General features: G+C 74.3%; 13 protein-coding genes. 6 read left to right on the top strand and 7 right to left on the bottom strand.

The annotated features are described in order from the left end of the window. Positions 1–989: 989 nt before the first annotated feature. A protein-coding gene (locus BLU95_RS29620; RefSeq protein WP_093862672.1) for an IS5 family transposase occupies positions 990–1,798 on the bottom strand; the annotation gives its coding sequence in 2 pieces (ribosomal slippage) (positions 990–1,459 and positions 1,459–1,798; 810 coding nt in all). A gap of 63 nt (positions 1,799–1,861) precedes the next feature. On the opposite strand from BLU95_RS29620, the gene BLU95_RS29615 reads away from it, so the two are divergent. Beyond that, positions 1,862–2,236, top strand: coding sequence for a hypothetical protein (locus tag BLU95_RS29615; protein WP_093865222.1), 375 nt, complete (start codon positions 1,862–1,864; stop codon positions 2,234–2,236). A gap of 350 nt (positions 2,237–2,586) precedes the next feature. On the opposite strand, the gene BLU95_RS29610 is transcribed toward BLU95_RS29615, so the two are convergent. Genes BLU95_RS29610 through BLU95_RS29600 form a run of 3 tightly spaced genes read right to left on the bottom strand, consistent with a single transcriptional unit; the run spans position 2,587 to position 4,488 of the window. Continuing rightward, positions 2,587–3,297, bottom strand: coding sequence for an anti-sigma factor family protein (locus BLU95_RS29610; protein WP_093862671.1), 711 nt, complete (start codon positions 3,295–3,297; stop codon positions 2,587–2,589). Then, positions 3,294–3,854, bottom strand: a complete 561-nt coding sequence (locus tag BLU95_RS29605; protein ID WP_093865221.1) for a sigma-70 family RNA polymerase sigma factor — start codon at positions 3,852–3,854, stop codon at positions 3,294–3,296. Before BLU95_RS29605 ends, BLU95_RS29610 begins: the two co-directional genes overlap by 4 nt. 55 nt (positions 3,855–3,909) lie before the next feature. Beyond that, the gene (locus tag BLU95_RS29600) at positions 3,910–4,488 is read right to left on the bottom strand and encodes a COG4315 family predicted lipoprotein (protein ID WP_093862670.1); all 579 of its coding nucleotides are present in this window, start codon (positions 4,486–4,488) and stop codon (positions 3,910–3,912) included. A gap of 126 nt (positions 4,489–4,614) precedes the next feature. Between BLU95_RS29600 and trxA the strand changes: the two genes are divergently transcribed. Beyond that, positions 4,615–5,058: a thioredoxin gene (gene trxA / locus BLU95_RS29595; RefSeq protein WP_353653514.1), complete on the top strand. Its 444-nt coding sequence runs from the start codon at positions 4,615–4,617 to the stop codon at positions 5,056–5,058. A 143-nt stretch (positions 5,059–5,201) separates the two neighbouring features. Here the strand turns inward: trxA and BLU95_RS29590 are convergent, their stop codons facing one another. Further along, positions 5,202–6,188: a helix-turn-helix transcriptional regulator gene (locus BLU95_RS29590; protein WP_093862668.1), complete on the bottom strand. Its 987-nt coding sequence runs from the start codon at positions 6,186–6,188 to the stop codon at positions 5,202–5,204. 274 nt (positions 6,189–6,462) lie between these two features. Here BLU95_RS29590 and BLU95_RS29585 point away from each other — a divergent pair, with 274 nt between their 5' ends. From BLU95_RS29585 to BLU95_RS29575, 3 genes are all read left to right on the top strand, one after another. Beyond that, a complete protein-coding gene (locus BLU95_RS29585) occupies positions 6,463–7,206 on the top strand; it encodes an alpha/beta fold hydrolase (RefSeq protein WP_093862667.1) in 744 nt (247 codons plus the stop codon). A 235-nt stretch (positions 7,207–7,441) separates the two neighbouring features. After that, complete coding sequence (locus BLU95_RS29580) at positions 7,442–8,920, top strand: dihydrolipoyl dehydrogenase family protein (protein ID WP_173862157.1); 1,479 nt, start codon at positions 7,442–7,444, stop codon at positions 8,918–8,920. 230 nt (positions 8,921–9,150) lie between these two features. Then, a complete protein-coding gene (locus BLU95_RS29575; protein ID WP_093862666.1) occupies positions 9,151–10,248 on the top strand; it encodes a WD40/YVTN/BNR-like repeat-containing protein in 1,098 nt (365 codons plus the stop codon). 29 nt (positions 10,249–10,277) lie between these two features. Here the strand turns inward: BLU95_RS29575 and BLU95_RS29570 are convergent, their stop codons facing one another. Next, positions 10,278–10,730, bottom strand: coding sequence for a hypothetical protein (locus tag BLU95_RS29570; protein ID WP_093862665.1), 453 nt, complete (start codon positions 10,728–10,730; stop codon positions 10,278–10,280). Between the two features lie 250 nt (positions 10,731–10,980). Here BLU95_RS29570 and BLU95_RS29565 point away from each other — a divergent pair, with 250 nt between their 5' ends. Then, positions 10,981–11,757 carry a GNAT family N-acetyltransferase gene (locus tag BLU95_RS29565; protein WP_231977860.1) on the top strand — a complete coding sequence of 259 codons (777 nt, stop codon included), beginning with the start codon at positions 10,981–10,983 and terminating at the stop codon, positions 11,755–11,757. Between the two features lie 38 nt (positions 11,758–11,795). Here BLU95_RS29565 and BLU95_RS29560 read toward each other — a convergent pair whose 3' ends face one another. Further along, entirely contained in the window at positions 11,796–12,647 is an 852-nt protein-coding gene (locus tag BLU95_RS29560; protein WP_093862663.1) for an EamA family transporter, read from the bottom strand. Between the last annotated feature and the right edge of the window lie 96 nt (positions 12,648–12,743).

The raw sequence follows: 12,743 nt of genomic DNA, 5'->3' as shown, positions 1-12,743 counted from the left end.
CCACGCCCGCTGGGAGTCGGCCGGGTCGACTTCCCGCGCGTCCCACCAACCACCATCCCGAGCCGCGCCGGGCAGAGCAACGGGCGTAGGAAGTCGACACGCTCGACTTCCCGCGCCGTACCAACCACCACCTCGAGTCACGCCGAACGAAGCCGCATGCCACCGGCGAAAGCGGGCGTAGGAAGTCGTCATCGTCGACTTCCTACGCCGAAACCGGAGCCCTGGGTCAAGGGCCGGGATGCGCAGGAAGCCGGGAAGAATCGACTGCCCACAACGAGCAGGCCGAAGCGCCGAGCGGGAGCCGAGAGCGGCACAGGAAGTCGGCCCCGTTGACTTCCTGCGCCACGTCAGCCACCACCTCGACTCACGCCAGCAGAGCGCGGAATCACGCGGGGCCGATCGGGAGGCCGAGCGGGAAGTCGGCCCAGTCGGCTTCCCACGACGAGCCGGCCAAAGCGCGCTCAGCGGGAACCGCGAGCAGCGCAAGAAGTCGGCCCCGTTGACTTCGCGCGCGCCGCCAACCATCACCCCGAGCCACGTCAGCAGAGCAGCGAAACACACCGTCGGCGGAGAACGAGCGCAGGAAGTCGGCCCGACCGACTTCCTGCGCCCACCGACCACGACCTCGGCGCACGCCGGACAAGGCGGCGAACTCAGGCCCCGCCGACGAAGAGTGGGCCGAGAAGGCAGCCTCGTCGACTTCTCACGGGCAGCGGGCCGAAGCGCTGAGGCCGACGGGAAGCATCGGGCGCGCGTAGGAAGTCGACACCGCCGACTTCCTGCGCGCCCTGCCAACGACCGCCCCGCCCGACGCCGAGCAGGGCGGCGGCAGCACGCACCGCCCAGGGAAAGAAGCCGGAAGTCGAGGCAATCGAACTCCGGCAGCGGCGGGCCAAAGCCCTGGGGTGGGAAGCAAACCCAGCATGGCACCGAAGCCAGCGAATTCGCCCCCGCACGCAACAACCAGGCCAACGCACTAACTGATCGTTTCAGAATGATCGCGAGAGCCGCCGCAGGCAGACGATTGAGCAGGCGAGTTCGAGGAGTCCCTGGTGGAGGTCGGCGCGTCGCTCGTAGCGGATGCGGAGGCGCTTGAACTGGTGGAGCCAGGCGAACGCGCGCTCTACGACCCAGCGCACTTTGCCGAGTCCGGAGCCGTGGGCGATGCCGCGTCGGGCGATCATCGGCTTGATGCCGCGCTTCCACAGCTGGCGGCGGTACTTGTCGAAGTCGTAGCCCCGGTCGGCGTACAGGCGCCGGGGCCGGTGGCGGGGCCGCTCTCGCAGGCCCCGGATCGGTGGGACCGCGTCCAGCAGCGGTAGGAGTTGGGTGACGTCGTGCCGGTTGCCGCCGGTGAGTGTGACGGCCAGCGGGGTGCCGTGGCGATCGACGATCAGGTGGTGCTTGGAGCCGGGCCGGCCACGATCGACGGGCGAGGGGCCGACGTGATCCCCCCTTTGAGGGCCCGGACGTGCGAGCCGTCCACCCCGCAGTCGTCCAGGTCCAACAGGTCTGCTCGGCGCAATTCGGTCAACAACGCGGCCTGCAGGCGGGGCCGAAGACCCGCCTCGGTCCAGTCTCGCAGCCGTCGCCAGGCCGTCACCCCGGAGCAACCCACCACCGAAGCCGGTACGTCTCGCCAAGCCACGCCGTTGCGCAGGACGTAGACGACGCCAGCGAGCGCGACACGGTCCGGCACTGGAAGCCGCCCGGGGTGGCGATGCCGCCGCACGGGCCGCGCCGGCATCAGTGGGGCTGTTCGATCCCAGAGCTCGTCGGGGACAAGGTTCGCGATCACGACGCTGAAGCTTGCCGGAGAATCCAGTTGAGCACTTCGGGCAGGCCGAAGATGCTCCCCTGTATGACCCACACCAGGACCGAAACCGCTGACCAGGGCTGGGACGGCCCCTGGTACCGCGTCCGAACGGATCACTTCGAGGCGTCGTTCCTGCCCAGCGCGGGCGAGCCTCTGGACAGCGTCTGCAACATCGACGTCGAGGTCCGGCTCACAGCGGACGGCTCACGCTGGAGCGCGACCGTGTTCACCGTTGCAGAGGTCGAACGCCTCATGGAGAGGTGGTCCCGAACTGGCGAGGCACTGGCTGGCCGCTACTTCTGGTGCTCCGACGGCCTCATCGTCCGGGATCCCGGCATCGACAACATGACGCAGGTACTGGCCGGCTTGCTCGCCGACGGCGACTTCACCCAGATTCTCCAGCGGCTCCAAGACGAATGACCGCCCGACGGCCATTCTGAAACGATCAGTAAGTGGGGGCTGCGAGGGGCACAGGAAGTCGGCAGCGTCGACTTCCCACAACAGGCGGGCCGAGACACCCAGCGGGAGCCGTGAGCAGTGCGGGAAGTCGACTCGATCGACTTCCCGCGCGCCGCGCCAACCGTCGCACCGAGTCACGCCGGGCAGAGCGGCGGGGCTGGGAAGTCGGTCGGGCTCGTCGGCTCCCTGCGGGCCGGAGGCGGCCAGGGAGAGCCGGCCCGCGCAGGGAGTCGGCCTTGTCGACTTTCCGTGCCCCTGGTCACGTCGGGCGGGGGCGGTGGAATCGGCGCTGCGGGGGTGGTGGGGGTCAGTCAGGGGGTGTGGGTGGGGACGGTGAGGAGGAGGGTGTCGGTGTCGAGGGTGCGGATCTCGAAGTGGTCGATGGTGGTGGGCGGGAGGGCGGTGCCGCCGGTGGTGTGGAGAGCGGCGGTGGTGTAGCCGGTGGCGGGGACGCTCCAGGTGGTCACTGTCTGCCGGTCGCCCGCGTGGGAGACGGCGACCAGGTCGCAGGTGAGCGGGCCCGGGACGCCGGAGAGTTCGAGGGTGACCCGGCTGCCCCAGGGCGCGGCGTCGACGCCGACGACGGCCCGGGCCCCGGTCACGGGGTCCGTCCCGGTGAAGCGGTGGGCCGCGGCCGTGGCGACCACCGCGGGCGGGGAGTCGGCGGTGATGACGGCGGCGGTCACGGCCGGTCCGGCCAGTGCCACGGCGGCGGCCGCGACGACCAGCGCCAGCCGCCGGACCCGGCCCCGGCGGCGGACCGCCCCGGCCTCGGCGACCAGCCGGTCGAGCAGCGCCGGGTCCGGACTCGGCAGGGGGTCGGCCGGGTCCCCGTCGGCCGCGTACTCGGCCAGCAGGGTTCCGACGGGGGTCAGTTCGGCCAGTTCCCGGGCGCACCGGGGGCAGCCGGCGGCCAGATGGGCGTCGAAGGCGGCACGTTCGACCGGGTCCAGTACGCCGAGGACGTAGCCGGCGACGTCGAGGTGCACGGACGGGTCGGGGCCGGGCTCGTGCGGTGTCACGGTGTCACGCCCCGTTCCTCCAGGGCGAGCCTGAGCGCCCGCAGCGCGTAGTACAGCCGCGAGCGCACGGTGCCTGCGGGGATGCCGAGTTCGGCGGCGGCCTCGCCGGCGGTCAGGCCCTTGAAGTAGGTTTCCACGACGACCTCCCGGTGCGCGGGCGAGAGGTCGCCGAGGGCGTCGGCCACCGTCATCATCCGCAGTGCGCGGTCGAGTTCGTCCGCGGCGGGCAGCAACTCCAGCGGTGCCGGGTCCACTTCGCGCGGCCGGGCGAGCGCGGCGCGGTGTCCGTCGATGACGATCCGGCGGGCGACGGTGGCCAGCCAGGGGCGCAGCGACGCGGCAGCCGGGTCGAGCCGGTGGAGGTTGCGCCAGGCCCGCAGCAGGGTCTCCTGCACGACGTCCTCGGCGCGTTGGCGGTCCCCGGCGACGAGGTGGAGCACGAAACCCAGCAGGGGCCCGGCGTGCTCGCGGTAGAGGGCGCGCATCAGCTCCTCGTCCGGTGCCGGCGCGCTCCGCGCGGCCGGGCGGCCGCCACCGGGAGGCTCCTCGGTCACCATCACATCCTTGCGCACCCGTGCCTCCGGGTCGAGTACGGGCGGCGGCCCGTCGGGCTCAGTAACCGGAGCCGCCCGAGGTGGCGGCGGCCCGGTCGCCGGCGGGGGTCACCGCGAACCAGACGCCCTGGACGCCCTGGCCCTTGGTGTCGCCGGGGTTCCGGTCGGGGGCGTAGCGGTAGAGCGGCCGGCCGGCGAGGGTGAGCTGCTTGCTGCCGTCGGCCCGGGTGACGGTGCCGACGAGTTTCGCGTCGATGCCGCCGGTGGTGACCGCGGTGCCGTCGGCGGGGGCCGGGGGCCAGAGGGTGGCGCAGTCGCCGTTGCAGGTCGCGGTCGGCGGTGTGGCGCTGTCCTTGTCGAAACGGTAGAGGGTGAAACCCGCGCTGTCGGTGACGACGGTGCCGAGCCGGCCGTCGGTGGTGGTCCGCAGGGTGGCGGCGGACGTGCCCGGCACGGAGGGTGCCGAGGAGGAGGCGGGCGGGTTGGTCGGCGGCGAGCCGCCGGAGGAGGCGGACGAGCCGCAGCCCGCGACGAGGGCGGCGGCGGCCAGCCCGGCGGCGGCGAGCACGGCGAGGCGCCCGGTCCCGCGAACGGAACCGGTCGGGCCTTCGGGACGGGTACGGCGGGTGCTGCGCATGGTGACCGCTCCCCGGTCGGTGGGTGGGCACCTCGGTGCCTGACACCCTCCGGTACGGACGGGGGCCGGATTCTGCTCGACGGATCGCGCGGTAGGGTCCGCGGAATAGCGCGCGGACAGCAGCCGTTGTGGGGGGCAGATGGCCTTGACCGCCACCACCGGAAGGGCAGGAATCGCGAGATGAGCAGCACGGTCGAGCTGACCAAGGAGAACTTCGACGAGATCGTCCCTGGTGAGGGCGGCAAGGATTTCGTCCTGATCGACTTCTGGGCGGCCTGGTGCGGCCCCTGCCGGCAGTTCGCGCCGGTCTTCGAGAAGGCCGCCGAGCGTCACCAGGACCTCGTGTTCGCCAAGGTCGACACCGAGGCGCAGCAGGAACTCGCCGCTGCGTTCGGGATCCAGTCGATCCCCACGCTGGCGATCATCCGGGAGGGCGTGCTCGTCTTCTCCCAGGCCGGGGCGCTGCCCGAGCCGGTGTTCGAGGATCTGATCGGTCAGGCCAGGAAGCTGGACATGGACGAGGTCAAGCGGCAGGTGGCGTCGGAGCAGAACGGCGCGCCGAAGGCCTGACGGCCGGTCGCCCCTGCGGCGGGCTCCGGGGTGGCTGGTCCGCCCCGGGGTCCGCCGTCGCGTCTTTCGGCGTACCGGTACGCGGCCGGACCGGTACGCGGGCGGACCGATCCACGGGCGGACCGGTGCGCGTTCGGGGCTGCTCAGCCCTCGGCCGGTGCGCCTTCGGCCGGTCCCTGCTCCGCCCAGCCGGCGAGGCGGGCGGCCAGCGCGCGGACCTCGTCGCGCAGGGCGGCGGGGCGGCGGACGATGAAGGGCCGACCGAGGCCGGCGAGCAGGACGGCCATGCCGTCGAGGCGCTCCGCGCGGGCGCGGAGCAGCACCCTGCCGTCCTCGGTCGCGGTGACCGTGCCGACGGTGGGCGGGACGCGGTGGCGGGCCTCGTCCAGGCCGATGGTCAGGACGACCTCGATCTCGTGCTGCCACGGCACCGAGGCGAGCGATTCCAGGACCCGCCGCACCGGGTCGACGTCCGCGGGCGGTTCGAAGCCGGCCGTGCCCGGCCGCACGGAGCGGATCCGGTCCAGCCGGAAGGTGCGCTGCTCGCCGCTGAGGTGGTCCAGCCCCGTGGTGTACCAGCGGCCGGAGTGGAAGACCAGCCCGTACGGATCGAACTCGCGCTCGCTCGGCGCACCGGTGCGGTCCCGGTAGTCGAGCCGGACCCGGCGGCTCCGACGCGCGGCCTCGGCGAGCGTGAACAACGCCGAGGCGGCCGGGCTGGGGCCGGAGGCGGGCGCGGCGGTCAGTCCGAGTGTCTGCTCTACGGCCGCGACCTGGTCCCGCAGCGCGGGCGGCAGCACCCGCTGGATCTTGGCGAGCGCCGACTCCCCGGCCTGCTCCCCCACCGACAGCCCGGACCGGCGGCCGGCCAGCAGCCCGAGCACCACCGAGGCGGCCTCGTCCCCGGTGAGCATCAGCGGTGGCAGCCGGTAGCCGGGCAGCAGCCGGTACCCGCCGTAGCGGCCGCGCTCGGCCCGGACGGGGATGCCGAGTTCGGCGAGCCGGGACGCGTAGCGGCGCACGGTGCGGGCGTCGACCTCCAGCCGCTCGGCGAGTTCGGCACCGGTGAGCCCGGGGCGGGCCTGGAGCAGTTCGAGGAGGGCGAGGATACGGCTGACCGGGTGTTCCACGGTGCTCCGCTCCTGTTCTGCCGACCGGCCGGGCCGACGGTCGGCCGGTGAGCGGCCGGGGGTCGACGGTGGTCGGGGGTCGACCGGTCGGGGGTCGGCCGAGGGCCACGCGGCCGGCGGGGACACGGGCGGGCGGACGGCCGAACCGGTCGCAAATCCGGTCGAGTTCTGTCCGGTTGCCATTCTAGGGTCGGTGTGACGGCGGGCGGCCCGGCCGGCGGTCAGCACCGGGCCCGGGCCCACCACAGGCATTCCACGAGAGGACCGTCCCATCATGAGCACCTTCGTACTCGTCCCCGGTTTCTGGCTCGGCGGCTGGGCCTGGGACGCGGTGGCCGAACCCCTGCGCGCCGCCGGCCACACCGTGCACGCGGTGACCCTGCCCGGGCTCGCCGAACGGGCCGGCGAGGCAGGGCCGGACACCGGTACGGAGGCCCAGGTCGCCGACCTCACCGAGCTGTTGGTCCGCGAGGACCTCAGGGACGTGGTCCTGGTGGCGCACAGCGGCGGCACCGTCGCCGTGTCCGGCGCGGCCGACCGCGTGCCGGAGCGGATCCGCCGGGTGGTCTACGTCGACTCCGGCCCGATCGCGGACGGGGTCGCGCTCGCGGACCTCTGGGAACCGGACTACCGCGCCGCGCTGGAGGCCACACTGGTGGACGGCCGATGGCTGCCACTGCCGACCTGGGAGCTGCTGGCCTCCGACGGCGCCTCCGTGGAGGGGATCGACGAGGCCGGGCTGGCACGGTTCCGCGAGCGGGCGACGGCCCAGCCGGTCGGGACGCTGCACGAGCCGCTGCGGCTGACCGGCGGGGCGGACAAGCTGCCGAAGGGCCTGGTCTCCTGCTCGATGCCGCTGGCACAGGTCCGGGAGCTGATCGCCGCCGGGCACCCGTACTTCGCCGCGCTCGGCGGGCCCGAGTGGGAGCTGCGCGAGGTGCTGACCGGGCACTGGCCGATGTTCTCCCGGCCGGCCGAAACGGCGGCGGCGCTCGCCGAATTGGCGGAGCTCGGGTAGTCCGCGCACCGGCACCCGGTGGCCGCCGCTCCGCACCTCGGTGCGGCACGGCGGCCACCGGCATGTGCACGCGGCGGCCACCGGCGTGTGAAGGGGTTGTCCGGACCGGCGCCTCGCCCGCGTGTTCGGCTGCGCGGGGCGGCCGGGTCGGCGCAGGATGGGCACGGCACCACGGCACCACAGTGCAACAGCATCACCGCTCGACAGCACCGGTCCAGAACAGCGAGGAGCACGCATGACCTCCCCCCAGTCCCCCGCCCCCGAGGAGTTCGACGTCATCGTGATCGGCGCGGGCCCCACCGGCGAGAACGTCGCCGACCGGACGGCCGCCGCCGGGCTGCGCACGGTGATCGTGGAGAGCGAACTGGTCGGCGGCGAGTGCTCGTACTGGGCCTGCATGCCGAGCAAGGCACTGCTGCGCCCGGTGGCCGCGCTCGGCGACGCCCGCGCGGTGGCCGGTTCCCGGGAGGCGGTCGGCGACGGTGCGCTGGACGCGGCCGCGGTGCTCGCCCGGCGCGACTCGTTCGCCTCGCACTGGCAGGACGACGGCCAGGTGCGGTGGCTCCGCGACACCGGTATCGAGCTGGCCCGGGGCCACGGCCGGCTGGCCGGCGACCGGCAGGTGACGGTCGAGTCGGAGGACGGCGGCGAGCGGCTGCTGGTGGCCCGGCACGCCGTCGCGATCTGCACCGGGAGCCGCCCCGTGCTGCCGCGCGACGTGACCGGACTGGCCGACGCCCGGCCGTGGACCAACCGCGAGGCGACCGGGGCGCCCGCCGTCCCCCGGCGGCTGGCCGTGGTGGGCGGCGGGGTGGTCGGCGTGGAACTCGCCACCGCCTGGCGGGCGCTCGGCTCGGAGGTGGTACTGCTGGTCCGCGGCTCCGCGCTGCTGCCCCGGACCGAGCCGTTCGCCGGTGAGCTGGTCGCGGACGGTCTGCGGGACCTCGGGGTGGACCTCCGGTTCGGGACGGAGGTGACCGCGCTGGAGCGGCGGCCGGTGGACGGGGCGGGCGCCGCGGAGGGACCGTCCGAGGTCACGCTCACCCTGGGCGACGGCGGGCGGCTGACCGTGGACGAGGTGCTCTACGCCACCGGGCGGGCTCCGCGCACGGCGGACGTCGGTCTGGAGCAGGTCGGCCTGCACCCCGGCGACTGGCTCGACGTGGACGACAGCTGCACGGTGCTCGGCGTCGACGGCACCTGGCTGTACGCCGCCGGGGACGTCAACCACCGGGCACTGCTCACCCACCAGGGCAAGTACCAGGCGCGGATCACCGGCGCGGCGATCGTCGCCCGCGCCCAGGCGCGCCCGTTGGACACCAAGCGCTGGGGCGCGCACGCCGCGTCCGCGGACAGCGCCGGAGCGCCCCAGGTGGTCTTCACCCAGCCGGAGGTCGCCGCCGTCGGCCTGACCCTGGACGCCGCCGAACGGGCCGGGCTGCGGGTCAAGGCGATCGACCACGACCTCGGCGCGGTCGCCGGGGCCTCGCTCTACGGCGACGACTACCGGGGCCGGGCCCGGGTCGTGTTCGACCTGGACCGGGAGGTGCTGGTCGGCGCGACCTTCGTCGGCCCCGGCGTCTCCGAACTGCTGCACTCGGCGACGATCGCGGTGGTCGGCGAGGTGCCCATCGACCGGCTGTGGCACGCGGTGCCCGCCTATCCGACGATCAGCGAGGTCTGGCTGCGGCTGCTCGAGGGCTGCCGGGGCTGACGGCGCGGCCGACGAGGCCGACGGCGCGGTGCCCGGGCGCCGCGCCGTCGGGCCACCGTGCCGCCGGAGTGCGCCGGGGGACGGCATCGCGCGGGTCGACCGGGGGCGGGGCGGTGCCCGGGCCGCGGTCCGCCCCGGCGCGGCGAGATGTGGCGGGCCCCCGACGGCGGGACACTGGCCCGGGAGGGGTGTCCGCGGGGGCCGTTTCGCCGACCGGGTGGTGTGTCGCAATGACCGAGGTGCTGTTGGCCGTCGGGACCGAGAAGGGTCTCTTCCTCGGGCGCAGTCGTGACCGGGTGCACTGGGAGTTCAGCGGGCCGCATTTCCGGATGAACGCGATCTACTCCGTCGCCGTCGACCGCCGCGGGGACCGGACCAGGCTGCTGGTGGGCGCCGACAGCAGCCACTGGGGCCCGTCGGTGTGGCGCTCGGACGACCTCGGCGAGAGCTGGTTCGAGCCGTCCACCCCGGCCATCCGCTTCCCCGAGCACACGGGTGCCTCGCTGACCCGGGTCTGGCAGCTCCAGCCGGCCGGGCCCGAGGCCCCGGGCGTGGTCTACGCGGGCACCGAACCCGCCGCGCTGTTCCGCTCCACGGACGGCGGCGAGACCTTCACCCTGATCGAGTCGCTGTGGGACCACCCGCAGCGCACCGAGTGGGGAGCCGGCTACGGGGGCCAGGGCCTGCACACCGTGCTCTGCGACCCGCGCGACCCGGAGCGGCTGCTGGTCGCCGTCTCCAGCGGCGGCGTCTACCGCAGCAAGGACGGCGGCGGCAGCTGGGAGCCCTCCAACACCGGTCTGCAGGCCGAGTTCCTGCCGGAGGAGAACCAGTACCCCGAGTTCGGCCAGTGCGTGCACAAGATCGCCCGGGACGCCGTGAACCCAGACCGGCTCTACCTCCAGAACCACGGCGGCGTCTACCGCAGCGACGACGGCGGCGCGAGCTGGCGTTCGATCGCCGACGGCCTGCCCGCCGACTTCGGCTTCGCGATCGCCGCCCACCCGCACCGTGCCGACACCGCGTACGTGTTCCCGCTCGGCGGCGCCGACGACCGGATTCCGCCGGGCCGCCGCTGCCGGGTGTTCCGCACCGACGACGCCGGCGACAGCTGGCAGGCGCTCGCCGAGGGTTTGCCCGGCGAGGACCACTACGGCGTCGTGCTGCGGGACGCGCTGCGCACCGACGACCTCGCACCGGCCGGCATCTACTTCGGCACCCGGACCGGCGAGGTCCACGCCAGCGCCGACGAGGGCGCCCACTGGTCACCGGTGCTCACCCACCTGCCGGACGTGCTCTGCGTCCGCGCGGCGGTGATCGCGGACTGAGCCGGCCGGACCGGGCCGGGGCGGCGGGCTCAGGTGTCGTACTCGCCGTCCCAGGGGGCGTGGAAGCCGAGACGGTCGGGGTAGAACTCGGCCCAGTCGTCCTCCGTCGCGTCCTCGTGGTGCCGCTCGACGACCAGGCCGAAGCGGCAGCCGTCGACCAGCACCGTGAAGGGCGCGACGGCGATGTCCGCGAACTCCCGCTCCGGCAGCGCGTCCAGCCACTCCCGCAGCAGGTCCTCGACCGCCTTCGGCGCCGCGCTCCCGGACTCCTCCGGTACGGTCTCGATCCGCGAGCCGAGGTGTCTCCCGCTCTCGTCGAACCGGTGCAGCACCGCGTACCACGCCCCGCCGTCGGGACCGGAGGGCCCCTCGGGACTGGCGTAGCAGACGGAGGCGAAGAACTGGCCGCCCCCGCAGCGGCCGATGGTGTCGGTGCGGTAGCCGGGCTCGTGGAGGATCGGGACGACCTCGGGGACGCTCATGGCGGGAGACGATAGGCCCCACCACCGACAGCCCCGCCACCGACGGTCCCGCCACCGACGGTCCCGCCACCGACGCTGCAGGCGACCGCGCAGCCGGGGGTCCGGTCCACCACGCCGACCGGCCCGATCCACCACCGGGTTCGGCCGGTTGACCCGAAGTCGGTTGATCCCGACGGATCGTTCACCGAGCATGGCGGACGACAGGGCGTACCGAGGGGTGGGCCGACGCGCGAGGATCGGACGGAACGGCGTGGCGCAGACGGGGAGCGACTGGCAGTACGGGTACGGGGCCGACGGGGTCGCCGTGGTGCGGTTCGAGCGGGGCGAACGGGAGGGCCGCCCCTGGGCGGACCGGCTGGAGGCGGTCGATCCGGGGGCCGATCCGGCCGCCCTGGTGGCCTTCGTGCAGACGGAACTGGCGGGCTGGGTGGTGTCCGGCCCGGTCCGGCTCGGGGAGGAGCTGGTGCGCCGGGGGGCCGCCGTGCTGCGCCACGGCCACACGATGCTCCGGAACCTCACCGACGCTCCCCCGCCCGGAGGCTGGGCGGGCTGGGCGGACACCCCGCTCCGGAACGGGCTCCGCGCTGTTCCCTGCGACCGCGGGCCCGAGGCGCTCGTGTCCGCCTCCCGGGCGGCCTTCGGCCCCGGTCACCCCGATCACCGCACGGACGAGGGCCAGGACGAGCGGGTCGCGGTGCAGCGCCTCGCCGAGCTGCTCTCCGGGCAGGTCATAGGCCCCGTGCTGCCCTCCAGCTCCCTGGTCGTGGACGGCACCGACCGGGTGGTGGCGGGCGCCGTCCTCACCGATCGGGACGGCCTGCCCTGGATCGCCCATGTGTTCCGCGACCCGGCGCACGGCTACCCCGGGCTCGGCCGCGACCTGCTGCGCCGGGTCGTCGCCGCGGTCGCCGCCGCCGGCGGCGAGGAGATCGGACTGGCCGTGACCGAGGGCAACCGCGCCCGGCAGCTCTACACGGACCTGGGCTTCACGACGACGGACACCTCGCTGACCGTCATCGTCCCCTGAACCCCCGGGGGCGCGCCCCCGACGTCCTGGAACCGGCCTCAGGGGCGGGCCAGTTCCAGGACGGCTATCCCGGCCAGCACGGCCGCGCTCGCCGCCATCCGCAGCCGCCCGAGACGCTCCCGGAAGACCACGGCGGCGATCAGCGCGGCGATCACGATGCTCGTTTCGCGCAGCGCCGCGACGGTGGCGAGGTCCCCCCGGGACTGCGCCCACACCACCAGCCCGTAGGCGGTCAGCGAGAGCACACCGCCGAGCAGCCCGAACGGCACCGCCGGGCCCGCCCCGGCCAGCAACCGCGGCCCGCGCCGCGCCAGGGCGATCAGTGCCAGGACCGGCCCCTGGAGCAGGAACAGCCAGGCGACGTAGCCGCCGACCGTCCCCGCGTGCCGGACGCCGCCGCCGTCGGACACGGTGTAGGCAGCGATCATCACCCCGGTGCCGAGCGCCGCCGCGAGCGCGGGCAGCTGGGCCCGGCCCGGGATCCCCTTGGCGAAGGCCAGCCCGACCAGGCCGCAGGAGATGACGGCCACCCCGAGCAGTTCCCCGGCCCCGGGCGACTCGCCGAGGAGCGCCACCGACAGCACGGCCACCAGCAGGGGCGCCGAACCGCGCGCGATCGGGTACATCTGCCCGAAGTCCCCCAGCTGGTAGGCGCGCAGGAGCAGCAGCTGGGACGCCACCTGCATCGCCACGGAGGCCAGCAGGTACGGCCAGGCGGCCGCAGCCGGGAACGGGTTCAGCAGCACCAGGACCACCGCGCACGCGGTGTACGCGAGGTTGATCAGGGTGAAGCCGACCAGCTTGTCCGGGATCCGGTGCGCCAGCCCGTTCCACACCGCGTGCAGGACGGCGGCGGTCAGAACGGCCGCGGGAACGGCGGCGGCGGCCATGGCGGAGCTCCCTTCCGGAGGACGGAACAGCAGAACGACGGAACAGCAGAACGAACAGCGGCACAGGGGCACAGGGGCACGGCAGAACAGCGGCAC

The sequence above is a fragment of the Streptomyces sp. TLI_053 genome (genome assembly GCF_900105395.1).
Taxonomy (GTDB): Bacteria; Actinomycetota; Actinomycetes; order Streptomycetales; family Streptomycetaceae; genus Kitasatospora.
The sequence above is the reverse complement of the archived record's forward strand: the minus strand, read 5'-3'. Positions and strand labels throughout refer to the sequence as shown.

Coding starts and splice junctions, on each gene's coding strand:
- BLU95_RS29575 (WP_093862666.1), top strand. CDS start 9,151: ATGACCGAGGTGCTGTTGGCCGTCGGGACCGAGAAGGGTCTCTTCCTC.
- BLU95_RS29570 (WP_093862665.1), bottom strand. CDS start 10,730: ATGAGCGTCCCCGAGGTCGTCCCGATCCTCCACGAGCCCGGCTACCGC.
- BLU95_RS29605 (WP_093865221.1), bottom strand. CDS start 3,854: ATGGTGACCGAGGAGCCTCCCGGTGGCGGCCGCCCGGCCGCGCGGAGC.
- BLU95_RS29560 (WP_093862663.1), bottom strand. CDS start 12,647: ATGGCCGCCGCCGCCGTTCCCGCGGCCGTTCTGACCGCCGCCGTCCTG.
- BLU95_RS29585 (WP_093862667.1), top strand. CDS start 6,463: ATGAGCACCTTCGTACTCGTCCCCGGTTTCTGGCTCGGCGGCTGGGCC.
- BLU95_RS29600 (WP_093862670.1), bottom strand. CDS start 4,488: ATGCGCAGCACCCGCCGTACCCGTCCCGAAGGCCCGACCGGTTCCGTT.
- BLU95_RS29615 (WP_093865222.1), top strand. CDS start 1,862: ATGACCCACACCAGGACCGAAACCGCTGACCAGGGCTGGGACGGCCCC.
- BLU95_RS29580 (WP_173862157.1), top strand. CDS start 7,442: ATGACCTCCCCCCAGTCCCCCGCCCCCGAGGAGTTCGACGTCATCGTG.